This is a genomic window from Glycomyces endophyticus, assembly GCF_039531525.1.
Classification (GTDB): domain Bacteria; phylum Actinomycetota; class Actinomycetes; order Mycobacteriales; family Micromonosporaceae; genus Glycomyces; species Glycomyces endophyticus.
The window spans coordinates 148,597-171,600 of record NZ_BAAAQF010000006.1 but is presented as its reverse complement, the minus strand read 5'-3'; the positions used below and the strand labels follow the sequence as shown (position 1 = coordinate 171,600).

Sequence of the window (23,004 nt, the reverse complement as noted above, 5' to 3'; positions counted from 1 at the left end):
TCACCCCTGAACCACCTGGAGACGAGTTCAATGTTCGATGAGAAGCGGGCGGCCCGGCACGGCCTCGCCCTCACGGCGGCGGGGCTCCTGGCGCTCGCCGGATGCTCGACCGGGGACGCCGCGGCGGACGAGGGCGATCGCGAGATCCCCGACCAGGACGCGAGCATGTTCGCGGGCATCGAGGTCCTGGAGACCTACGACCACGACCCCGGCTCCTTCACGCAGGGCCTCGAACTCGCCGAGCACCCCGAGTTCGGCACGGTCCTCTACGAGAGCGCCGGCCTCTACGGCGAATCGGACGTCCGCATCACCGACCCCGCCACCGGCGAGGTGCTCGCCTCCCAGGACCTCCCCGCCGAGGACTTCGCCGAAGGGCTCACCCTCACCGACGACGCGATCTGGCAGATCACCTGGCAGGAGCACCACGCCTACAAGCGCGACCCGGTCACCCTGGACGTCGTCGAGACCGTCGAGTACGACGGCGAAGGCTGGGGGATCTGCTACGACGGCGAGCGGCTCGTCATGAGCGACGGCTCCGACACCCTCACCTTCCGCGACCCGGCCACCTTCGAGGAGACCGGCACGATCGCCGTCGCCGACCGGAGCGGCCAACCCGTCTTCTCCATCAACGAGCTCGAATGCAGCAACGGCACGGTGTGGGCCAACATCTGGCAGACCGAGGAGATCATCGGGATCGACCCCGAGTCGGGCGCCGTCCAGGCCGAGGTCGACGCGTCAGGGCTGCTCTCGGAAGAGGAGTCCGCGGGCGCCGACGTCCTCAACGGCATCGCCAAGGCCGAGGGCGACGGCGAGTTCTACCTGACCGGGAAGCACTGGCCCAAGATGTTCCTCGTCCGCTTCGTGTCCTGACCGGAGTGCGCAGACCGTGACGATCCGGCGATTGCGCCGCTGGTCGAGGTGGGCCATGATGGCCTCATGGCCATCACCCCCCTTGACCGATTGCTGGAGTACAAGATGCACCTCTTGGCCGACTCCCGGCAGCCCCGCCTCTTCGCCGCCTGGTGGCAGGACCTCACCACCGCCGCGTTCTCGGCGTGGTTCATCGGCGGGCTGATCCTCGACGTCAACGCCCACGCCCACGACTGGCCCGAATCGTTCTTCACCTGGTGGCACTTGGCCTTCTACACCGGCTTCGCCGCCACCGCCGCCTGGATCGCCTGGATGCTCGTGCGCGCCCACCGCGCCGACGGCCGCACCGGCATGGCCGCCGTGCCGCACGGCTACGGCCCCGCGATCATCGGCGTCCCGCTGTTCCTCGCCTCCGGGATCGCCGACATGATCTGGCACGAGCTGCTCGGCATCGAGACGAGCCTCGACATCTTCTTCAGCCCCTCCCACCTCGGCCTCGCCGCGGGCGGCGTCCTCATCGCGCTCGCGCCCTGGCTCTCGGCCTGGCGCCGCGAGACCCTCTCGGTCGAGCCCGAGCCGATCCCGATCGAGGCCCGCCTCGCCGCGCCCGCGCTCTCGCTCGGCTTCCTCGTCGCGACCCTCGTGCTGTTCCTGAACTACCTGGTGCCCTTCACGAACACGCCCGCCGTCACCGCGGGCGGCCTCGCCGGGCACCCCGGGATCGGCGCCGCGCACTTCGACAGCGCTCCGGTCGCGGGCATGGTGTTCACGACGGTGCTCGTGCTCGCGCTGGCGGTCTTCACGACCGGCCGGTTCCGGCTGCCGTTCGGGTTCTACACCGTCGTCTTCGCCTATCCGTCCATCATGGCCGGTGCGATGACGGGCTTCGAGAACGGCCCGTACGTGTGGGTCTTCCTGCTCTCGGGCGCGTGGCTCGACTTCCTGGTCTGGCTCATCCGCCCCGAGCTGCGCCGCCGCCGCGACCTCATCGTCCTCGCGGGCGCGTGGGCGGTCCCGGTGTGGGCGGCGTTCATGATCGCGACCGGCGCGCACGCCGGGACATGGCCCGTCGCCGAGATCGGCCTCGGCGCGCCCGTCGTGGCCGCGGCCGCCGGGTGCCTGTTCATGCTGGTGGTCCAGCCCGAGCACCGCGACGCGGTCCGCCGGACCCCGGCCGAGCCCTCGCCGTTCGACGACGTCATCGCCCGCGCGAAGGCCATGACCGCGAACCGCCCGCCCGAGCAGTAGGCGCCGCGGCCGCCGGCACCGGTCGGCGGCCGCGCCCCGCTACCGCAGCGCCGCGAGGCTCGCGGCCATGAGCTCCGCGGAGATGAGCGCGGTGCTCGTGCCCTTCGTGCGGCAGGCGTAGGCGCCCGCGATCCGGCCCGCGTCGAGCGCCGCCGCGAGGTCGCGGCCCTGGCCGCGGGCCCACAGCAGCCCCGACACGAACGCGTCGCCCGCGCCGTTGGAGTCGACCGGCGCCCACGACGCCCACTCGGGCGAGACCGCGCCGAGCTCGGCGACCGGGTCGATCGCCCGGTACCGCTCCACGGACCCGCCGCGTTCGAGGACGTACCCGCCGTGCTCGCCGTCGGTCGCGATCACCACCGAGGCCCGGCCGTGGTCGACGATCCAGCGCATCGCCCGCTCCGGGTCGCCGCCGAGGCGCGCGGCCGAGAGGGTCACCAGGTCGGCGCGGCGCGCGAAGTCCTTCTGGTGCTCGGCCTCGCCGTCCCAGCCGTGCAGGTCGGTCGAGACCGTGACGCCCTCGGGGATCGCCGCGAGCACGTCGCGCGTGTGGTTGGGGATCGACACGTGGACGTGCTTCGCCTCGGCCACATGGGGTCCGAAGAACGACTCGGGCATCCGCAGGCCGGGGTCGTGGCGGTAGTCGTAGAACGAGTAGCGCCGGCCCCCGGCGTCGACGAGGTTCACCGACCGCGACGTCCCGTTCGGCGAGACCAGGAACCGGAAGTCGAGGCCGTGCTCCTCGTAGTGGCGGCGCACCAGCGCGCCCTGCTCGTCCTCGCCGATGTAGTCGATGAACCGCGTGGCCAGGCCCAGGCGCAGGCAGCCGAGCGCGACCCCGTTCCCGGTGTGCGCCACGTAGTCCCGGATCGGCTCCACGCCGAGGGAGTCGCCCTCGCCGATGGCGATCTCGGGGACCCGCACGATCGTGTCGACGCCGACGCCGCCGACGACCAGGATGTCGAGCATGTATTTGCTTCCTTTGCAATGTATTGCGGAAATCTCTGGAATGAGTTGCGAAGGCAACCTTAGGGCAGTCGCTGTGCCAGGGTCAATGCCGATTCTCATCGATAGGGGGGACGCAATGGTCAAGCTGGCCGTGATCCATTATTCGCAGACCGGGAACGTCTACGAGATGGCGAGGACCGCCGCGTCGGTCGGCGAGGACGCCGGCGCCGAGGTCCGCCTGCGCAAGGTCGCCGAGCTCGCGCCGCCCGAGGCGATCGCCTCGAACGAGGCCTGGGCCAACCACTTCGAGGCCAGCGCCGAGGTCGCGGAGGCGACCCTCGACGACCTCGACTGGGCCGACGCGGTCCTGTGGGGCACGCCGACCCGGTACGGCCTGCCGACCTCGCAGGTCAAGCAGTTCATCGACATGACCGGTCCGCTGTGGCAGCAGGGCAAGCTCGCCGACAAGGTCATGTCGACCTTCACGTCGACCCAGACCAGCCACGGCGGCCAGGAGTCGACAATCCTGGCGATGAACAACACGTTCTACCACTGGGGCGCGGTCATCGTCAGCCCCGGCTACACCGACCCGCTCCAGTTCGACGTGGAGATCGGGAATCCCTACGGCGCCAGCCACATCGGCCTCAAGGGTCCGGTGAGCGAGAAGAACCGCACCGCGGTGGCGATCCAGACCCGCCGGGTCCTGGACATCGCGAGGCGGCTGCACGGCTGAAGGCGCGGCGGCGGGCCCCGGGGCGCATCGCCCCGGGGCCCGCAGCCGTCCGGTTCACCGGGCCTCGACCACGCCGCGCCGGATCGCGTAGGCCAGCGTCGCCGCGGCCAGCGCCGGGCCCCAGACGTAGAACGGGAAGGCCCACACCATCTCCAGGGCGTCCTGGCGGACCGACAGGGCCACGAACGGGACCGACACGAACGTGAACAGCGCGGCCACCACGGTCGCGGGGACGATAGCGACCTTCGGCGGCACCGGGCGGCCCTTGACCACCGGCATCCAGAACGGCCAGCGGGTGCCCCACCGGTAGGTCATGCCCAGGCACAGGACGCCGCCGCCGAGGGCCGCGAAGCCGAGGCACAGGCCCCACACGCGGGTGGCGGGGTCGATCATCGACGAGTCGAGCGGGCCGCCCATCCACGCCCACGGGGTCAGCCACGTCATGCGGGTGAGCCCGTAGGGGAGTGCGCAGGCGAACGCGATCCAGCTGGCGGCCCGGCCCCAGCGTGCGGCCCGCTCGGGGGCGAGCCAGGCCGGCGCGGGGCGGCCCTCGCGCCCGCGGAGGACCAGGGACAACGTGAGGGCGCTCCAGATCGCGCCGCCGGCGACGACCCAGGTCTGGACCAGCATGTAGACGCCGATCTCGGCGACGCTGGCGCCGAGCATCCGCAGGAACTCGCCGACGGCCGCGTAGTCGACGACGCCGGTGAGGCCGAGGGCGACGAGTGCCGCGAGGACCGCGGCGGCGGCGATGAGGCGCCCGGCCGCGCCGCGGGCGAGCATGACCGGGACCGCGGCGACCACCAGCGGCAGAAAGAACGCGCAGAGGTACCCGGCGAAGGCGATCGGCGAGGTGGTGCTCAGGAGCATCCCGAAGACGACCGCGTACAGGGCGGTGAGGGGCCACAGGCCGGGGCGGGCGCGGGCGGCGAGGAGGCCGAGGACGCCGGCGGCGGCCAGGGCGGCGGGCGCGGTCCAGGCCGGGACCGCGTCGGGGAGGGTGAACGTGGGTTCGTACAGCTCGTGGCTGAAGGGGCCGCCGGCGGGGTCGAGGAGCTGCCAGAGGCCGATGGGGATCGCGGTGAGCGACCAGAGGAACGCCGCGGTGGCGGCGGCGCGCCCGGTCCGCTGCCGGGGCCGGGTGGTGGGTGCCGTTGTCATGCCTTCAGCCTCGCCGCCGCCGGGCTCCGGTTCCTCCCGCGCGGGGGCGAGCGGCCTCCCCCGCGCGGGGGAACGCGCCGGGGGAGGGGCCCGGCGGCGGCGGTGCGCGCCCGAAACCGACCGAAACTCGCGCTTCCCTTCCCCGCAAAGCGATTGCAATACCGGATCGGGAAGGTCACGGAGCCATCACAAACAGGAACGGGTGTGGTCACGGTGTCTGGCATAGCCCCCCGGCCTGCCATAGGGTGTAACTCGGATCACGTCAACCTCCATATCCACCTGCGGATCCATCTCGAACACTCAATAGGAGAAGAAATGGCTCGCTTTCCCCGAGCACTGCTCGCTGTAGCCACCGTCGGTGTCACGGCGTTCTCGCTCGTCGCCTGTTCCGACGACGACGGCGGCGACGACACGTCGACCGGTGGCGCCTGCACCGAGAGCGACGAAGGTCTGAAGGTCGGCACGATCCTGCCGCAGACCGGTTCCCTGGCGTTCCTCGGCCCGCCCGAATTCGCCGGCGTCGACCTCGCCATCGAGGAGATCAACGAGGCCGGGGGCGTGCTGGACAACTGCGTCGAGGTCTTCCACGAGGACTCCGGCGACACGTCCACCGACATCGCCACCCAGGCCGCCGACGCCCTCATCGCGCAGGGCGTGCACGCCGTCATCGGCGCGGCCTCCTCGGGCGTCTCCTTCCAGTTCATCGACAAGCTCTACGAAGAGGGCATCGTCCAGGTGTCGCCGGCGAACACGTCGCCCGACTTCACCTCGTACCCGCGCGGCGACTACTACTTCCGCACCGCGCCCTCGGACATCCTCCAGGGCCGCGTCCTCGCCGACACGGTCATCGCGGACGGGCACGAGAAGATCGCCATCCTGGCCCTCCAGGACGCCTACGGCACCGGCCTGGCCGACGCGGTGGAGCAGAACATCACCGAGTTCGGCGGCGAAGTGGTCCTGAAGACCATCTACGACCCGACCGCGACCGAGTTCTCGGCCGAGGTCAGCGCGGTCGCCGAGTCCGGCGCCGACGCGGTCGTCCTGGTCACCTTCAACGAGATCGTCAACCTGGGCCCGGCCCTCGCCGAAGGCGGGCTGAGCGCGCAGGACCTCGGGTGGTACCTCGTCGACGGCAACCTCGCCGACTACTCGGAGACCTTCCCGGAGGGCTTCCTGGACGGTGCCAAGGGCACCTTCCCTGGCGCGGACACCGCGGGCATCCAGGAGCGCCTCCTGGAGATCGACCCGGACCTGACGGACTTCACGTACGGTCCCGAGTCCTATGACGCCACCTCCCTCGTCGCGCTCGCCGCGATCGCGGGCGACAGCATCGACTCCGAGACGATCAAGGACAACCTGGTCGACGTCTCCGGCGGCGGCACCAAGTGCACCGGCTTCACCGAGTGCTACGAGCTGCTGGCCGAGGACAACACGGCGGACATCGACTACGACGGCTACTCCGGCCCGATCGAGTTCTCGCCGGAGGGCGACGTCACCGCCGCCACCATCGGCGTCTACCAGTACCTGCCCGACAACACCTACGAGAACCTCGAGTACCGCTTCGGCGAGCTGAACTAGCTCTCCAGGCGCACACCGAAGAGCCCCCCGGGACCACAGGACCCGGGGGGCTTCTCCGTGCGTTCGTTCGAGGCCTGCGGGCCGGACCGGTCGTCCGGCCCGCAGGCAAGTGCTCTAGCCCGCGCGCCCGAGGGTGCCCAGGTACAGCTCGACGACCTTCGGGTCGTCGATCAGGCCGTCGCCCGGACCGGTGTAGGCGCTGCGGCCCTGGTCCAGCACGTACCCGCGGTCGCAGATCTGGAGGCACCGCCGCGCGTTCTGCTCGACCATGACCACCGTGACGCCGGTCTGGTTGATCTGCTTCGTGTTGAAGAAGACCTCGTCCTGCATCGCGGGGGACAGGCCCGCCGACGGCTCGTCGAGGAGCAGCACCGACGGCTCCATCATGAGCGCCCGGCCCATCGCCACCATCTGCCGCTCGCCGCCCGAGAGCGACCCGGCCCGCTGCGCGCGCCGGTCCCCGAGCACCGGGAACAGGTCCGTCACGAACCCGAACCGCTCCTTGAACGCCTTGGGCCGCAGGAACACCCCCATCTCGAGGTTCTCCTCGACCGTGAGCGCCGCGAACACGTTGTTCGTCTGCGGCACGAACCCGACGCCGAGCGGCACCAGCTGGTGGGCCTTGCGGTTCGTGATGTCCTCCCCGCGCAGCACCACCTTCCCGGAGGTGATGCCGACCAGGCCGAACATGGCCTTCAGCAGCGTCGACTTCCCGGCCCCGTTGGGGCCGATGATGCCGACGAGCTCGCCCTCGTTCGCGTACAGGTCCGTCGCGTTCAGGATCGACACGCCCGGGATGTACCCGGCGACGACCTCGTCGGCGCGCAGGAGCGCCTCGCCGGAGGCCGCCAGGTGGCCCTCGCGGCTGCACACCTCGGTCGCCGACTCCACGCTCTCGTCGATGGGGGCGCCCGTCGGGCCGATCCCCTCACTCGTCTCGTTGTCGCTCATGTCGTCTCCTAATGCTGGGCCGCGTCGTGGTGGGCGCCCAGGTACGCGTCGATCACCCGCTGGTCCGCCGAGATCTGGTCCGGCGTCCCCTCGGTGATGAGCTGGCCGGCCGCCATGACGGCCACCCAGTCCGCGATCTCGTGGACCATGTCCATGTCGTGCTCGACGAACAGCACGGTCATGCCGTCCTCGCGCAGGTCCTTGATGTGCTCCAGCAGCGACTGCTTCAGCGCCGGGTTCACCCCGGCCATCGGCTCGTCCAGCATGATCATCTTGGGCCGCAGCATGAGCGCCCGCGCCATCTCCAGGAGCTTGCGCTGGCCGCCCGAGAGCTCGCCGGCGTAGTGCTCCTGCTTGTCGATGAGCTTGAACCGCTCCAGGAGCTCCAGCGCCCGCTCGCGGTTCTCGGCCTCCTGCCGCTTCCACAGGGACGGGATGAGCCCCGCCCACATGCGCTCGCCGATCTGGTCGGCCGCGCCGATGAGCATGTTGTCCAGCACCGTCATGCGCGTCAGGGCCTTCGTCAGCTGGAACGTGCGGACCATGCCCGCCCGCGCCACCTGGAAGGACCGCATCCGGTCGGCCCGGTTCCCGTCGAAGTCCCACGAGCCCCGGCTCGGCCGGTCGAACCCGGTGAGCAGGTTGAAGAACGTCGTCTTCCCCGCCCCGTTCGGGCCGATGAGCGCGGTGATGGTGCCCCGCTGGATCTCGATGTGCTCGACGTCGACGGCCACGAGACCGCCGAACGCGCGCCGCACGCCGGTCGCCGACAGGATCGCGTCCTGCTTCGGCGCTCCCGGCTCGGGCGGCACCCCCGCGAGCGCGGCGCCTGCGGCGGCCTTGCCCGCCTTCTCCTTATCGGACATCGAACAACAGCTCCTTCCGGTTGCCGATGAGTCCCTGCGGCCGGAAGATCAGCAGCAGGACCATCCCCAGGCCCAGCAGGAGGAACACCAGCGGGCCCACCTGGGTCATCTCCAGCACGCTCGGGGAGATGACGTCGGCGCGGATCGCCTCGCTCAGCCCCTGCGAGAGCATGTTGTAGAGGAACCAGAACAGGGCCGCGCCGAGGACGGGCCCGAAGACCCGGGCGGCGCCGCCGAGGATGAGGACCACGTAGAAGTAGAACGTGAAGTCCGTGGTGAACGTGTCCGGCTGGACGTTGGCGCGGCTGAGCGCGAACACGAAGCCCGCCACCGCGCCGATGATGCCGCCCAGGACCAGCGCCTGCATCTTGTACGCGAAGACGTTCTTGCCGAGGCTGCGCACGGCCTCCTCGTCCTCGCGGATGCCCTTGAGGACCCGGCCCCACGGGCTGTGCACGAGCAGCGCCAGGATGCCGCAGAAGAACAGCACCAGGGCCCAGCCCACGATCATGATCCACGTGTCGCGGTAGGAGTACTGGAGCTCGAAGATCCCGAAGTCCACGGCCAGGCGGCCGTTGTCCATCGACACGAACAGGAACGACCACGTCGACCCGCGGTCCCAGGGGATGAGGGCGAAGAACGACTCCGAGAAGCCGCGCATGCCGTCCGAGCCGCCGGTGGTGTCGGACCAGACCGTGGCGCGGGCGAGCCGCCGCACGATCTCGGCCGCCGCGATCGTGACGATCGCGAGGTAGTCGGCGCGGAGCCGCAGGGTGGGTATGCCCAGCAGCAGCGCCATCACGACCGCGGCCCCGAGGCCGACGACGATGCCCCACCAGAACGGCAGGCCCCACGCGACGACGCTGAGCGCCAGCCCGTACGCGCCCATGGCGGCGAACGCCGCCTGGCCGAAGTTGAGCAGGCCCGTGTACCCGAACTGGAGGTTCAGGCCGATCGCGCCGAGGGCGTACACGAGCATCGTCGGCCCGATGGCCTGCGTGAGCGCCTGGCTGAATACGAATTGCCAATCCATCGCGGCCTCCTAACCGATTCGCTCGCGGCGGCCGAGGATGCCCTGCGGCCTGGTGAGCATGATGATGATGAGGACGGCCAGCGCGCCGACGTACTTCAGCTCGGGCGCGACCACCAGGGTCGACATCTGCACGAACACGCCGATGAGCATCGCGCCGACGAACGCGCCGAAGGCGGTGCCGAGACCGCCGAGGACGACCGCGGCGAACACGAGCAGCAGCAGGTGCTGGCCCATGTCGAACTTGACGCCGTCGCTGATCGACAGGAACACGCCGGACATGGCCGCGAGCGCGCCGCCGATCGTCCACACCAGGCGGACGACCTTGTTGACGTCGATGCCCGTGGAGGCCGCGAGCGACGGGTTGTCGGCCACGGCGCGGGTCGCCTTGCCGAGCCGGGTGAACACCAGCGCGAGTCCGACCAGGATGCACACGGCGAGGGCGATGAGGCCGGTGACGACCTCCTTCGGGGTGATCACGAGCCAGCCGAAGTCCCAGGGGGTCTGGCCGACGTACTCGGTGTACCGCAGGCGCTCGCCGCCGATGAAGAACAGCGTCGCGTTGCGGATGAGCAGGGCCACGCCGATGGAGATGATCATCATCGAGACCAGGCCGGTCCCGCGGCGCCGCAGCGGGGACCACAGGCCCCAGTCCTGCGCCCAGCCGAAGGCCGCGCCGAGGACCACCGCGGCGATCGCGGCGAGCCACACGGGGACGCCGAACGTGACGTTGAACAGCAGCGCCATGACGCCGCCGAAGGTGACCAGGTCGCCGTGGGCGAAGTTGGTGAGGCCGGTGGTGCCGAACACCATCGACAGGCCGACCGCCGCGAGGGCGATCATGAGGCCGAAGTGGAGGCCGGAGACCAGGAGGCTGATCGCGCGGGTCGCCCCGCCCTCGCCCTCGACCTCGCTGACCTCGTCGGCGGCCGCGTCCTCGGCGGCGCCGTCGTCGCCTTCGGAGGACTCCTCGCCGGGCTCGCCGCCGCTCTCGGTCTCGGAGGGCGTGCCGCCGCCGGGGCTCTCACCCGGGGTGCAGCCGTCGACCTGGGTGTCGAGCGGGAACAGTGCGGTGCGGTCGCCGGTGACGGTGACCTCCAGCTGCGGCTTGCAGTTGCGCACGACGAGGCCCTCGGGCAGGGTCGACTCGTCGAGGGCGACGACGTAGTCGCCTTCGGCCTCCAGCGGCACCGCCCAGGTGCCGTCCTCGGCCGTCACGACCGTGGCGATCTCGGTGCCGTTCGCGTCGGTCACGGTGATCGACACGCCCGGTACGGGCTGCTCCTGCTGGTCGTCGAGTGTGCCGTGGACGCCGAGCGCTTCCTGTGCGCTCGCGCTGCTGCTCACCCCCAGACACAGCAACAGGCCGGCCAGCGCAGCCGACAGCAGCATCAATGCTCGTCTCAATGGGCCCCCTCGGGAGGTTTGGGCGTCGGAACCCGCCGCGTGCAACGTTCGAGAAACACGAAACGGCGGGAGTGAGTCGGATCTTAAAGAGACCTGGCTTACAACAGCACCTGTCGTTATAGAACCGTTGCAAATGTGGCGCGAATGTTACCGCGGCGCCGCCAGGGGCTCCTCCGTCGTGCCATGTGGCCGTTTCGGTCTGGTTCGGCACCAGTGAACACTGCATGGCGTTTCGCCCCTCCACCGCACCCCTGTATCGGCGGCCCGGTGCCCTGGGGCCACCGCGCCGATACTGGGTGTGAGAGGATATTGCCCGCTCGGGGCAGTAGCTCAGCTGGTTAGAGCAGGGGACTCATAATCCCTGGGTCGCGGGTTCAAGTCCTGCCTGCCCTACGACCACGTGCGTCTGAGGCCCCGCGCCGGCGCGGGGCCTTCTTCGCATACGCACCGCTTCCCGGGATTGCCCGAATCCGTTATGGTCGGAATCCGCATCAGTCCCTCCGACCCGGGAGCAGCACCCCATGGCAGAGCCTTCCAACGCCTCCGACATCACGACCTACGACGACCCTTCGCAGAAGGGGAACTGGACGAAGGCGGGCGAGGCGACCCCCGGCGTCAAGCAGTACCTGAACAGCGCCGGCGTCATCGAGCGGGCGATCGCGGAGGACGAGGTCTCCGCGGGGAACGCCGCGGTGACCGTCATGGCGGACATCGGCTCCCTCGCGCTCGAGGGCGCCGCCGCGTACGCGAACCCCCTGGGCATGCTCGTCAACGTCGGCCTCGACTTCGTGCTCGGTTTCTTCGAGCCCGCGAACAAGCTCCTCACCTGGCTCTCCGGCGACCCCGACAAGATGAGCGAGCTCCAGGAGCGGTGGCGCCAGTTCAAGGACGTCCTCATCTCCCTCCAGGGCGACGTGGACGCGGCCTGGCAGGACGCGCTGAAGACCTCCGACTCGCCGACGACCGAGGCCGCCAAGGACAAGGTCAACGGCATGGCCGCCGCGCTCGGCGGCATCGCCAACGCGATCTCGCAGCTCGAGTCCCACATCGGCATGGCGCAGATGCTGTCGAAGGCGGTCTACGAGCTCATCAAGGCGCTCCTGTCGGCGCTCATCGAGCAGGTCATCATCTACGGCCTGTGGGCGATCGCGGCGTCGTGGGCGTCCGGCGGCGCCTCGATCGCGACGTTCATCATGTGGGTGACCCGGTCCACCGCGATGGAGACCGCGACCATGGCCATGCGCGTCTCGCTCGCGAACTTCACCGGCAGCCAGCTCGCGCACCTCGGCACCGAGATCCTCTCCTCCACGTTCCGGCAGTCCTCGGCCGAGATGCTCCAGTGGGCCGGCGGCATGATCACCAACTGGGCCGGCGGCACCCAGGCCACCGGCGCGCCCGGCCGCGGCAACACCACGCCCGCGTCCGACAACCCCTCCGGCGACATGGCGACCTACACGAGCGTCGAGCCCGACGAGTTCGACGGCGTCGCCGACAAGCTCAAGGCCCTCCAGGGCAACGCCGACTCGCTGTCGCAGGCGGTCAACAGCGACACCGAGACCGACTTCTTCACGTGGGGCCTCGCCTGCAAGGGCTGGGTCGAGGGGTACAACTCGAACCGGGTCGAGCTCGCGGGCGACGTCGCCCTCATCTCGCCCGCGCTCGAGGGGAACGCCACGCGGTTCACGGAGGTCGCGACCGCGTACCGCGACGCCGACATCCAGGCCGCCGAGGACATCAAGGTCGCCGGAGGGAAGTAGTGCAGGACCTCGACCGCAAGGCCATCCCGAAGGACCTCGCAGGGTCCTACCGGCGCAACGGCGGCTTCTACGCCGACGCGCTGGGCCGGCCGCTGCGCTCGAAGCCCCTGCTCCACCGGGACGGCGCGGTCGAGGCACTCCCGTCCCCGCACCCCGCCTCCACCGGCCGGCCGCTCCCGCCGGAGGGCTCGGGCGTGCTCGAACTGGTCCTGGACGCGGCCGCCACCATGCCGGTCGCGGCCGTGGACGGGACCCCGGTCGCCGTCGGCGACGGCACCGTCCACGTCGTGCTGCCCGCCGGCCCGCACGCGGTCGACGTGCAGAGCGGCACCGCGTCCAGCCCGGTCGTCGTCGAGATCGAGGACGGCCGGACCGCGACCCTGGTGTGGCGCGAGGAGGCCGACCGGCTGACCGTCCACTTCGGTCCCAAAGTGGTCGATGCGTCGATCCCGGTCTCCCGCGTGTACCTGTACGAGTGGGCCGTCGTGACGACCGTCGTCTGCGGCCTGCCGCTCGGCGTCGTCAACCTGTTCAGCCTCGACTCGACCGCGAGCCGCGTCGTCCTCGCCGTGGTCGCGGTCCTGATCCTGGCGCTCGTCCCGCTGGCCCCGTGGCGCCGGCGCGAACGCGCCCGCCTCGCCGCGATCCGCCTCGAGCACCAGGGCCCCGGCATGTCGCGGCCGGTCCGCCACCCGTGGGACGGCCCCGACGCCGCCGACCGGCCCGCGCTCGTCGGCGACCGGCCCGCGTCCCTCCCCGACCACGCCCCCGGATACGGCGCGCTCCTGTTGCGCGCCAAGGCCCACCGGCACCTGTGGCGGGACGGCGACGGCGTCGTCGCCCGCGACGCCGAGCTCGCGGGCCTGCGGGCCGCGCCCCCGCGCGTCCGCGTCGACGGCCTGGAGCTCCCCGCGACCTGGGGCAACTGGTGGTACCCGGTGCGCCCGGGGACCCACACCGTCGAGTTCGAGGCCGACGGCGCCGCCGAGCGCCTCGAGTTCACCGCCGCGGAGGGCGCCGCCACCGCCGTCCGCGCCGAGGCCCACCTGTACGCCCACCGCGAGGACGACCGCATCGTCCGCGAGGCCGCGAGGCTGCGCCTCGAACCCGAGGCGTTCCGGCCCGAGTGGATGCACGACCCCGAGAAGCGGCTCGCGTACTGGAACTGACGTTCTGAGAGAGGAGAGCCGTCATGTACGGCGACATACACAGCAAACTGGCCGAGGCCCAGCGGCTCGCGGCCGAGACCGAGGCCGAGGCGGTGTCCGAGGACGGGGCCGTCCGCGTCGTGGCCGGCCCCGGCGGCGACGTCAGGATCATCGACCTGCGCATGAACGCGTTCGAGCTCAGCGGCTTCGAACTCGGCGAGATCACCACCGCCGCGGTCAAGGCCGCCACCGACGAGGCCGACCGCGAGCTCTCCGAGGCGATCCGCCGCACCCTCGCCGACGTGTTCGCCGCCGAGCGCGAGGAGCGGCAGTGAGCGACCAGCAGCGGCCCACCCCCGACCAGATCATGGCCGAGTTCGAGCGGATGCGCTCCGAAGCCGAGGCCACCCTCCAGCGGTACGAGCAGGTCAGCGCCGAACTCGGCGCCGACGCCGTCGAGGTCGTCTCCGAGGACGGCCTCCTCAGCGTCAGGCTCGACGCCAACGGCAAGGTCGACGCCATCGTCATCAACGAGGGCGCCATGCGCCACCGCCAGTCCATCGGCCCCGCCACCGTCGCCCTCATCCGCCGCGCCCGCGACCTCTACGCCCTCAAGACCGCCGAGATGGCCCGCCGCCTCGTCGGCGACAAGATCGACGTCGACGCCGTCCTCGCCCAATACCTCCCCAAGGACGGCCAAGGCCCCGGCCGCACCCCCCGCTGACCGAACCGACGAAGGCCCCGCCTACGGCGGGGCCTTCCTCGATCCCGAACGCCTGCAACGGTCCCGGTCGCCCGGCGACCTGGTCAGACAAGCTTTTCCAGATAGATCAGCTCGACGCCGGTCACTCCGGGGACGCGTCGGAACTCGCTGTACCCGCAGCGTTCGTACAGGCGGAGGTTCCTCTCGCTCTTGAACCCGGTGAAGAGCTCGAAGCGCCTGACGTCCCGCGTGGCGGTGGCCTCCAGAGCCGAGATGAGCCTCGTGCCGAACCCCTGGCCCTGGCGGTCCGGCGCCACGGCGAAGCGGCCGAGGCACAGACTGGCCTCGTCGACGCGGGCTCGGCCCGTGGCGACGATCCGCCCGTCCACCACCGCCTTGACGACGGTCGAGGCGGCGATCGCGGCGGCGACCTCCTCCAGCGTCTCGGTCAGCGGCGGCAGGAACGGCTCCCCGTAGAGCTGCGCCTCGGCGACATACGCCGCACGCTGCAAGGTGAGGATCTCGCCCGCATCCGCGGCGTCGGCCGCGGTGAAGAGGGGTTCGCGCATGTGCGGAGCCTAGGCCAGGCCCCGCACATGCGACAACGCGAATTCCGCGACTACCAGGGGACCGTGGTGTCCGCGTGGTATTCGAGGCCTTCTTGGAAGAAGCCGCCGTTGGGGCCGTCGTCGTCGAGGAGGGCGAGGTCGATGGCGACCTTGGCGGAGAGGGCGGGGTCGCGCCAGCCCTGGTTGTGGTTGAGGTCGGTCTTGGTGTAGCCGGGGGTCATGGCGTTGACCTTGACCGGGCCGTCCTTGAACTCCTTGGCGTAGGAGACGGTGAGCATGTTGAGGGCGGACTTGGAGGCGCCGTAGGCGCCGGCCTGCATCTGGGCGAAGTCGTGGTCGCCGGTCATGAAGGTGAGGGAACCGACCTCGCTGGAGATGTTCACGATGCGGGGGGCCGCCGACTCGCGGAGGAGCGGGAGGAAGGCGTTGGTCACCGCGATCACGCCGATCACGTTGGTCTCGAAGACCTTCCGCGCGGTCGTGGTCGTGAGCTCGCTCGTGTTCCAGCCGCCGTCGGCCAGGGCGATCCCCGCGTTGTTCACCAGGATGTCGAGCGACTCGACCTGCGCCGCGGCCTTCGCGATCGTGTCCTCGTCGGTGACGTCGAGGTGGAGGAACTCCGCGTCCACGCCTTCACCGCGGAGCTGCTCCACCGCCGCCTCGCCCAGCTCCACCGAGCGGGCCGCCGCGTAGACCTTGACGCCCTTCGCGCCGAGGCCCTTGGCGATCTCGTATCCGATTCCCTTGTTCGCGCCCGTGACGAGCGCCGTCTTCTGTGCCATGCACCGAGCCTGCGCCCGATTCCGGGACCTGCAAAGAGCACTGCTTATGGTGGTACATCCGGTACCTGGTTCCGCGGCGTGAAGCGGGGGATCATTGGCGCATGGACCGCCAGCAGCTCGCCGACTTCCTCCGCACGCGCCGTGCGGCCATCACGCCCGAAGGCGTCGGGCTGCCCAGCGGGCAGCGCCGGCGCACGCCGGGCCTGCGGCGGCAGGAGGTCGCGCAGCTCGCGGGGATCTCCGTGGAGTACTACATCCGCCTCGAGCAGGCGAGGGGCCCGAAGCCGTCGCGGCAGGTGCTCGGGGCGCTGGCGCGGGCGCTGGTGCTCGACCACGACGAGCGCGCGCACCTGTTCCACCTGGTCGACGAGCTGCCGGAGTCGGAGTGCCGGACCGCGGTCAAGGAGGTCCCGGCGGCGATCCGGAACCTGCTGGACGGGCTGAACGACTATCCCGCCTACGTCATGGACGCCTGCTACGACATGATCGCCTGGAACGACATGGCCGAGCGCCTCATGGGCTACCTCTCCGCCCTCGCGCCCGAGCAGCGCAACGTCCTGCGCACGAACTTCTCCAGCGGCGACGTGTCCGCGCGGCTCGCCGACCCGGCCGTGCGCCGGTTCCTCGCCGACAGCGTCTCCGACCTGCGCGCCTCGCTGGCGCGCAACCCCGGGGACCGCAAGCTCAAGGGCCTGGTCGACGAGCTGCTGCGCACCAGCCCGGAGTTCGGGGAGATGTGGGCCGACCACCGGGTCGCCCCGCGCCGGGCCCAGACCAAGCGGGTCGTCCACCCCGAGGTGGGCCCGCTGGAGTTCGACTGCCAGGTCCTCGACGTGCCGGGCACCGGGATGCGGCTGGTCATGTATGTGCCGCAACCGGACTCGGACACGGCGAAGGCGTTCCGGAGATTGGCGCAGCTCACTCCCGCAACCCCCGGTTCACCCGCGTAACGCGGCGGCGACGGACATCACCACGACTTTTCACCTCAGGGACTTTTACTCGTGCGGCGAGTGTTATTACGCTTAGACGCGGAGGAGCCAACCTCCGATCTTGATCAGCGACCGGTACGGCAAGGAAGCAGCCGGTGACAGCCTCAGCGTTCTCACCTCCTTCTCATTCCACCGGAGCCGCACTCATGCGCATGCCACTCTTCGCCATGTCCATCGGCGCGTTCGGCATCGGCACCGCCGAGTTCGCCATCATGGGCATCCTGCCCCAGGTCGCCGCCTCCCAGGGCGTCTCGCTCGCCCAGGCCGGCCTCGCCGTCTCCGCCTACGCGGTCGGCGTCGTCCTCGGCGCGCCCCTGCTCACCGTCGCCACCACCCGCGTCCCCCGCAAGCCCCTGCTGATCGGCCTGATGCTGGCCTTCGCCGCCGCGAACCTCGCGACGGCGCTCGCGCCCGACTTCGGGTTCCTGCTCGGCTCCCGGTTCGTCGCGGGCCTCCCGCACGGCGCGTTCTTCGGCGCGGCCGCCGTCGTCGGCGCCAGCCTCGTGTCCTTCGACCGCCGCGCCCGCGCGATCTCCGGGATCATGTCCGGCCTCACCGTCGCGACGATCATCGGCGTGCCGATCAGCGCCCTGCTCATCGGCCAGATCTCGTGGCGCTGGATCTTCGCGGCCGTCGCCGCGCTCGGCCTGGTCGCCGCCGCCGCCATCTGGGCCACCGTGCCCGACACCCGCGGCGTCATCGTCCAGACGAAGGCCGCCGACGAGATCCGCGCGATCCGCAGCAAGCGCGTCCTGCTCCCGCTCGTGACCGGCGCGGTCGGCTTCGGCGGCATGTTCGCGGCCTACACCTACCTGACGCCGATCCTCGAAGACGTCACCGGCATGAACGCCCTCGCCATCGCGATCACCCTCGCGGTCTTCGGCATCGGCCTCACGCTCGGCAACGTCCTCGGCGGCCACGTCGCCGACAAGGCCCCCATCCCGGGCCTGTTCGCGGCCTTCGCCACGATCGCGACCGTCCTCCTGGCGATGTACTTCACCATGAGCAACCCGGCCCTCGCGATCCTCGGGGTCCTGCTCATGGCGACCTCGTCGTCGCTGGTCGGCCCGATCATGCAGCGGCTCCTCCTCGACGGCGCCCACGAGGCCCCGTCGCTGGCGTCCTCGCTGCACCACGCGGCCTTCAACCTCGCGAACGCCAACGGCGCCTGGCTCGGCGGCCTCGCGCTCACGCTCGGCCTGAGCCTGACCGCGCCGATCCTCGTCGGCGTCGGCCTCGCGCTGGCGGGCCTGGTGCTCTCGATCCCGCTGGCCCGCGCCCACGCCGAGGCGCAGCTCCCGGCGATCGCGCCGGCCGAGCTCGTGACCGCGTCCTAGACGGCACGGCGAAGGCCCCTCGGAACTCGTTCCGAGGGGCCTTCCGCATACGTCAGGGGACCAGGACGACCTTGCCCGTGGTGCCCCGGTTCTCCAGGGCCCGATGGGCTTCGGCGGCCTCGGCCAGCTTGAACGGGTGCACGGCGGGGCGCAGCCGCCCGGCCGCGAGCTCGGCCAGCGAGCGCCGCTCGAGCGCCGGCAGGCCGCCCATCTTCGCGACGATCTTGGGTCCGAGCGCGCCGGAGACGGACAGGCCCCGGCCCACGATCTCCTCCACGGTGGCCTCGGTCGCCTTCCCGGCGGACCAGCCGAACACGACCATCCGAGCGCCGAACCCGAGCCGCTCGAACACGGCCCGGCCGACCTCGCCGCCGACCGAGTCGAAGAACAGGGTCGCCTCGCGGCCCTCCAGGGCCCGGTCGAGCACGTCGGCCCAGTCCGCGGCCCGGTAGTCGATCGCGGCGTCGGCGCCGTTCGCGGCGACCTGCCGCACCTTGTCGGCTCCGCCGGCCAGGCCGATCACATACGCGCCGGCGTGCTTCGCGGCCTGCACCAGGAGCGTCCCGATGCCGCCGGCGGCCGCGGGCACGATCACGACGTCGTCGGCCTGCACGGGCCCGACCGAGAGGATCAGCAGCGCGGTGCGCCCGGTCCCGATCATCGCGACGGCCTCGCCGAAGTCGACGCCCTCGCCGATCTCGTGCACCGACTCGACCTCGCGCACGGCCTGCTCGGCGTACCCCTGGGAGGCGAAGCCGAGGTGCGTCACGACCCGCTTCCCGATCCACGAGGGTTCCACGCCCTCGCCCACGGCGTCGACGATCCCGGCCGCCTCGCGCCCGGGGGTCGTCGGCAGCTCCGGCAGCGGGTACGGGCTGTCCTTGTCGCCGTTGCGGAACACCGTGTCGAGCAGGTGGACGCCGGCCGCCCGGACGGCGATGCGGACCTGGCCGGGGCCGGGCTCGGGGTCGGCGACCTCCTCGTACACGAGGACCTCCGGGCCGCCGAACTCGTGCTGTCGGATCGCGTGCATGTCGCTCGCCTCTTTCCATGTCGGTGGGTGTGCCGCAACCCTATGGGCCCTCCGACTGGCCCCGCATCCGTCGACCGACTGGAGCGTCAGTCGCGCCGGTGGCGGCCCCGCTGCGGGTCAGTCTCTTCCGACAGAGGCAGCGGGTTGATGCCGCAGGCGCGCAGCACCCCGCCGATGTCCCCGGGCAGGTCGACGCCGGTCCAGTGCGCCTGGAGCAGTGCCTTTTCTTCGGAGGTGAGAATTCGCTGCGTGATCCGATTCGCGTGCTTGACGATGAGGATCGAATCGACCTGGATCACGGCTTCCTGCTCATACCGGAGCGACATGATGAGCTGAGATACCGCGTCGACAAGGCTCCGGTCGACCTGCTCGTACAGCCGTCCTGTGCCGAAGGCCGCGTCCATGGCCGCGGACAATTCCATCGCGCGAGACTCCCGGTGGTTTCCACGGGGAGTGAGCCGAAATCGCTGGAAGAATGATCCGGTGACAGGAGGGTCGGTCTCGGAGATCTCCAGGCCCAGTGCTTTCAAGACTCGCCGATAGGCGGAGAGGGCAGCATCGCTTCTCTCCCCTTCCCCTAGGAAAATCACGCCGTCCGAGAGACCGTCAGCGCGCCGCCGCCCCAAAGGCTGGTACTCCGCGACCGGTCCGTGTTCAAGGGGCGCCTCCCGCTGGAACGCCCGGCTGCCGATCGGCCGCGGGTCGAGGTTCAAGGCGGTGAACAGGGCCGCGGCCTGCGCGCGGTGCGCCTGGGCCGCTTCGGCGTCGCCGGCCGCGGCGTAGGCGTCGGCGAGCGCGGCGAGGCTGCGGGCCTGGCGGAGCGGGTCGGGCATGGCCGCGAAGACGTCGACGGCCTGGCGGCCGTACTTGACGGCGGCGCGCATCCGCCCGTCGGCGGCGAACAGCCGGCACAGCACGCGGGCCTTGACCGCGAGGGTCTCGGAGGTCTCGTACCGGCCCAGGCCCTCGACCTTGACCAGTGCGTCGCGGGCGGCGTCGAACTGGCCGGTCTCCAGGTACAACTCGGCAAGCGCGTACGTGTACAGCAGCTGGTGGCGCCAACTGCTCACCTGTTCGACGAGTTCGAGTCCGCGCAGGAGTGCGGCCTCGGCGCGGGAAAGGTCGCCGTCGGCGCTGTGGACTGCCGACTGCCGGAAGTACAGTCGGGCCCGGTAGTACTTGGACGGGTGTCCGCGGAGCATCTCGCCGATCTCGCGGCACAGCTCGTCGGCGGCGGAGATGCGCCCGAGGTCCACGTACAGGCCGGTGAGCGTCAGCAGCGGGTACACGGTGGTCGGGCCCTCGGGGGCGGCCGCGTCGAGTTCGCGGGCCTTGAGCAGCAGCGCCTCGGCCTCGGCGAAGATCCCCATGTGCCGTAGCACCGTGCCCAGCGAGGTGAGGACCTCGACCTGCACGTACCGCTTCCCCGACGCCTCGGCGGCGACCACGGCCTCGCGCAGCAGCGACACGGCCTCGCGGTACCGGCCGAGCTGGATCAGCGTCGTCGCGAGGTCGTTGCGGGCCTTGCCCGTCGCGTCGCCGTGCGGGGTGCGCCGCAGGTTCTCCAGGGTCTTCTCGGCGAACACCTTCGACTGGTGCATCTCGCCGGAGGCGTACGCGACGGCGTCGGCGAGCGCGTACGCGCGCACCGCGTCCATCGGCTCGGCCGACTCCACGCCGGTCTCGATCGCCAGCTGCGCCACCTTCGCCAGCTCGGGCAGCTCGTACGGCGAGTCCGAGCTCTCCTCCCGGTATCCGGCGTCGGCGAACGCGACGAGCCGGGTGAGCAGGCGCGACACCGTGGGGTGCCCGTTCCATTCGAGGAACACCGCGACGATGTTGCGGTACTCCTCGACCGGGAGCCGCGAGGTGCCCTTGGCGTACCACTCCACGACCTGCTCGCGAAGGCGCTGGAGCCCGGCCGGGTCGAACGCCGCCTCGGCCTTCTGCCGCGCGTACTCGCGCACGAGGTCGTGGAACCGGTAGCGGCCGGGCCGGAACTCCTCGACCCGGTGGGCCGCCACGAGGTTGGCGAGGATGCGCTCGGCCGCGGCGGGTTCCCACGTGACGAGCGCGCACGCGAGCCCCTTCGAGAAGTCGGTCCCCGGCAGGCACGCGAGGTTGAGGTACAGCAGCTCCTCTTCGGGTTCGAGGGCCTGGTAGGACAGGTCGAACGCGGCTGCGACGGTCATCGTCGGGTCGCCTTCGACGGCGAGGTGCGCGAGCCGGTCGCGTCCTTCGAGCGCGGTCGCGGTCTCGGCGAGGGTGGCCTGCTGCCCGTCGAGGTTGGTGCCGACGATCCGCAGCGCGAGCGGCAGGCCCGCGCACAGCTGCACGATCCGCTGCGCCGCTTCGGGTTCGCGCGCGACCCGTTCGGCTCCGATGAGGCTCTCCAGGAGCCGCACGGACTCGTCGGCGTCGAGCGTCCCCACGGTGACCTGCCGGACGTCGCGCAGCGCGGCCAGATCCGGGAGGCGCGACCGGCTCGTGACGACCGCGACGCATCCGGCCGTCGCCGGGAGCAGCTGGAGCACCTGCTGGGAGTTGCGGGCGTTGTCGAGGATGACGAGGGTCCGGGTGTCGGCCAGGCGCGAGCGCAGCAGCGCCGACGCCTCGTCCGCGTCGGAGGGGATCGCCTCGGTCGGGACTCCCAGGGCCCGCAGGAACCCCGCGAGCGCGTCCAAAGGTGTCAAAGGCGCGGCCCGGTCGAAGCCGCGCAGGTTCACGTACAGCTGCCCGTCGGGGAACTGCTCCCGGACCCGGTGCGCCCAGTGCAGGGCGAGGGTCGTCTTCCCCGACCCGCCGATGCCGGACAGGACCGCGACCTGCGGCCCCGGGCCCAGGAGCGCGTCCAGTGCCTTGAGCTGGCCGGAGCGGCCGGTGAAGTGGACCGAGTCGGCCGGGAGCTGCGCGGGCGCGGGGAGGCGGCGGCGTCCCGCGGCCGGGGGCGTCGCGGCGGCCTGGAGCCCGGGGTCGTTCCGCAGGATCGCGGTGTGGAGCTCCTTGAGGCGCTGGCCGGGGTCGATGCCGAGCTCTTCGGCGAGCTGGCTCCGGATGGCCTCGTACGCGTCGAGGGCCTCGGCGGGCCGGTCCTCGCGGTACAGCGCGGTCATGAGCAGTTCGGCGGCGTGCTGGCGGTACGGGTGCCGGTCGAGGACGCGGCGCAGGTCGGCGACCACCGAGACGCCGGTGGCCAGTTCGAGTTCGAGTTCGGCGCGGGACTCCTCGGCGGCGGCGCGCTCCTCGTCCCAGCGCAGCGCCCCCGCCTCGATGAAGTGGCCGCTCAGCCCGGCGAGCGCGGGGCCGCGCCACAGGTCGAGGGCTTCGCGGAGGCTCTCCAGGCCCGCTTCGGGTTCGGAGGCGGCGACCTGCTCGCGGGCGATGCGGGCGGCCCGCTGGAACCGGAGGGCGTCGAGCTTCTCGGGGCGCACGCGCAGCCGGTAGCCGTCGCCGACGGTCTCCAGTTCGCTGGTCCCGGCCCGCAGCAGGAGGCCGCGCGCGGTGGCGACGGTGTTCTGGATCTGCCGCTTGGCCGTCGCGGGCGGGTCCTCGCCCCAGACCGCGTCCACGAGGCGGTGCAGGGGGATCACGGTGCCGGGCTCCAGGAGCAGCACGGCGAAGAGCCGGGGGAGGGTCCGGCCCGTGAGCGCAACGGGGCGGCCTTCCCACGTCAGTTGCAGCGGTCCGAGGATGCCGAAGTCCAAGGGCGCCACCTCCCAGGGGAGTCGAGGTGCGGCGGTTCGGAATTAGCGGATCGCTCCAGTCTATGGGCATTTGCTGATCATTTGGGAACGCTCGCAAGGTGAATCGCTCAGTGAACGAGCGGTGGCGCTCAGGAGGCGCGCATGCATGCGCAGCCTGCTCGTGAAGGACTCGTGAACCTGTTGACATGCG

At 71.2% G+C, this 23,004-nt stretch carries 20 protein-coding genes and 1 tRNA gene; 11 read left to right on the top strand and 10 right to left on the bottom strand.

Annotated elements, in window-relative coordinates:
- Window positions 1–30: 30 nt before the first annotated feature.
- Window positions 31–870 (top strand): glutaminyl-peptide cyclotransferase, encoded by an 840-nt coding sequence (locus tag ABD419_RS10855; RefSeq protein ID WP_344485807.1) that lies wholly within the window; start codon window positions 31–33, stop codon window positions 868–870.
- A gap of 66 nt (window positions 871–936) precedes the next feature.
- Window positions 937–2,118, top strand: a complete 1,182-nt coding sequence (locus ABD419_RS10850; protein ID WP_344485804.1) for a hypothetical protein — start codon at window positions 937–939, stop codon at window positions 2,116–2,118.
- A gap of 39 nt (window positions 2,119–2,157) precedes the next feature.
- On the opposite strand, the gene ABD419_RS10845 is transcribed toward ABD419_RS10850, so the two are convergent.
- A complete protein-coding gene (locus tag ABD419_RS10845) occupies window positions 2,158–3,087 on the bottom strand; it encodes a carbohydrate kinase family protein (RefSeq protein WP_344485801.1) in 930 nt (309 codons plus the stop codon).
- A gap of 115 nt (window positions 3,088–3,202) precedes the next feature.
- Here ABD419_RS10845 and wrbA point away from each other — a divergent pair, with 115 nt between their 5' ends.
- Window positions 3,203–3,799: an NAD(P)H:quinone oxidoreductase gene (wrbA, locus tag ABD419_RS10840; protein ID WP_344485798.1), complete on the top strand. Its 597-nt coding sequence runs from the start codon at window positions 3,203–3,205 to the stop codon at window positions 3,797–3,799.
- Between the two features lie 54 nt (window positions 3,800–3,853).
- Here wrbA and ABD419_RS10835 read toward each other — a convergent pair whose 3' ends face one another.
- Entirely contained in the window at window positions 3,854–4,960 is a 1,107-nt protein-coding gene (locus ABD419_RS10835) for a hypothetical protein (RefSeq protein WP_344485795.1), read from the bottom strand.
- Between the two features lie 315 nt (window positions 4,961–5,275).
- Between ABD419_RS10835 and ABD419_RS10830 the strand changes: the two genes are divergently transcribed.
- The gene (locus tag ABD419_RS10830) at window positions 5,276–6,538 is read left to right on the top strand and encodes an ABC transporter substrate-binding protein (protein ID WP_344485792.1); all 1,263 of its coding nucleotides are present in this window, start codon (window positions 5,276–5,278) and stop codon (window positions 6,536–6,538) included.
- Window positions 6,539–6,652: 114 nt separating this feature from the next.
- On the opposite strand, the gene ABD419_RS10825 is transcribed toward ABD419_RS10830, so the two are convergent.
- From ABD419_RS10825 to ABD419_RS10810, 4 genes are read right to left on the bottom strand one after another with little or no spacing between them, the layout of a single operon-like run.
- Entirely contained in the window at window positions 6,653–7,489 is an 837-nt protein-coding gene (locus ABD419_RS10825) for an ABC transporter ATP-binding protein (protein ID WP_344485789.1), read from the bottom strand.
- Window positions 7,490–7,497: 8 nt separating this feature from the next.
- On the bottom strand, window positions 7,498–8,355 hold the full coding sequence (locus ABD419_RS10820) for an ABC transporter ATP-binding protein (RefSeq protein ID WP_344485786.1): 858 nt from the start codon (window positions 8,353–8,355) through the stop codon (window positions 7,498–7,500).
- Window positions 8,345–9,388, bottom strand: a complete 1,044-nt coding sequence (locus ABD419_RS10815) for a branched-chain amino acid ABC transporter permease (RefSeq protein ID WP_344485783.1) — start codon at window positions 9,386–9,388, stop codon at window positions 8,345–8,347. Before ABD419_RS10815 ends, ABD419_RS10820 begins: the two co-directional genes overlap by 11 nt.
- A gap of 9 nt (window positions 9,389–9,397) precedes the next feature.
- A complete protein-coding gene (locus ABD419_RS10810) occupies window positions 9,398–10,732 on the bottom strand; it encodes an ABC transporter permease subunit (RefSeq protein ID WP_344485780.1) in 1,335 nt (444 codons plus the stop codon).
- 379 nt (window positions 10,733–11,111) lie between these two features.
- On the opposite strand from ABD419_RS10810, the gene ABD419_RS10805 reads away from it, so the two are divergent.
- The 5 genes from ABD419_RS10805 (at window position 11,112) to ABD419_RS10785 (ending at window position 14,421) form a co-directional block, all read left to right on the top strand.
- A tRNA-Ile gene (locus tag ABD419_RS10805) sits at window positions 11,112–11,185 on the top strand.
- 128 nt (window positions 11,186–11,313) lie between these two features.
- Entirely contained in the window at window positions 11,314–12,549 is a 1,236-nt protein-coding gene (locus ABD419_RS10800; RefSeq protein ID WP_344485777.1) for a hypothetical protein, read from the top strand.
- Entirely contained in the window at window positions 12,549–13,718 is a 1,170-nt protein-coding gene (locus tag ABD419_RS10795) for a hypothetical protein (RefSeq protein ID WP_344485774.1), read from the top strand. Before ABD419_RS10800 ends, ABD419_RS10795 begins: the two co-directional genes overlap by 1 nt.
- 23 nt (window positions 13,719–13,741) lie before the next feature.
- Window positions 13,742–14,032, top strand: a complete 291-nt coding sequence (locus ABD419_RS10790) for a YbaB/EbfC family nucleoid-associated protein (protein ID WP_344485771.1) — start codon at window positions 13,742–13,744, stop codon at window positions 14,030–14,032.
- On the top strand, window positions 14,029–14,421 hold the full coding sequence (locus tag ABD419_RS10785; RefSeq protein ID WP_344485768.1) for a YbaB/EbfC family nucleoid-associated protein: 393 nt from the start codon (window positions 14,029–14,031) through the stop codon (window positions 14,419–14,421). The genes ABD419_RS10790 and ABD419_RS10785 overlap by 4 nt, the downstream gene beginning before the upstream one ends.
- Window positions 14,422–14,504: 83 nt before the next feature.
- On the opposite strand, the gene ABD419_RS10780 is transcribed toward ABD419_RS10785, so the two are convergent.
- Window positions 14,505–14,969, bottom strand: a complete 465-nt coding sequence (locus tag ABD419_RS10780) for a GNAT family N-acetyltransferase (RefSeq protein ID WP_344485765.1) — start codon at window positions 14,967–14,969, stop codon at window positions 14,505–14,507.
- Between the two features lie 50 nt (window positions 14,970–15,019).
- Window positions 15,020–15,751 (bottom strand): SDR family oxidoreductase, encoded by a 732-nt coding sequence (locus tag ABD419_RS10775; RefSeq protein ID WP_344485762.1) that lies wholly within the window; start codon window positions 15,749–15,751, stop codon window positions 15,020–15,022.
- A 101-nt stretch (window positions 15,752–15,852) separates the two neighbouring features.
- Between ABD419_RS10775 and ABD419_RS10770 the strand changes: the two genes are divergently transcribed.
- Window positions 15,853–16,701, top strand: a complete 849-nt coding sequence (locus tag ABD419_RS10770) for a helix-turn-helix transcriptional regulator (RefSeq protein WP_344485760.1) — start codon at window positions 15,853–15,855, stop codon at window positions 16,699–16,701.
- A 185-nt stretch (window positions 16,702–16,886) separates the two neighbouring features.
- Window positions 16,887–18,077 (top strand): MFS transporter, encoded by a 1,191-nt coding sequence (locus ABD419_RS10765; RefSeq protein ID WP_344485757.1) that lies wholly within the window; start codon window positions 16,887–16,889, stop codon window positions 18,075–18,077.
- A 52-nt stretch (window positions 18,078–18,129) separates the two neighbouring features.
- On the opposite strand, the gene ABD419_RS10760 is transcribed toward ABD419_RS10765, so the two are convergent.
- Window positions 18,130–19,110, bottom strand: a complete 981-nt coding sequence (locus tag ABD419_RS10760) for a zinc-binding dehydrogenase (protein ID WP_344485754.1) — start codon at window positions 19,108–19,110, stop codon at window positions 18,130–18,132.
- Window positions 19,111–19,196: 86 nt separating this feature from the next.
- The gene (locus tag ABD419_RS10755; protein WP_344485751.1) at window positions 19,197–22,814 is read right to left on the bottom strand and encodes an AfsR/SARP family transcriptional regulator; all 3,618 of its coding nucleotides are present in this window, start codon (window positions 22,812–22,814) and stop codon (window positions 19,197–19,199) included.
- Window positions 22,815–23,004: the final 190 nt, after the last annotated feature.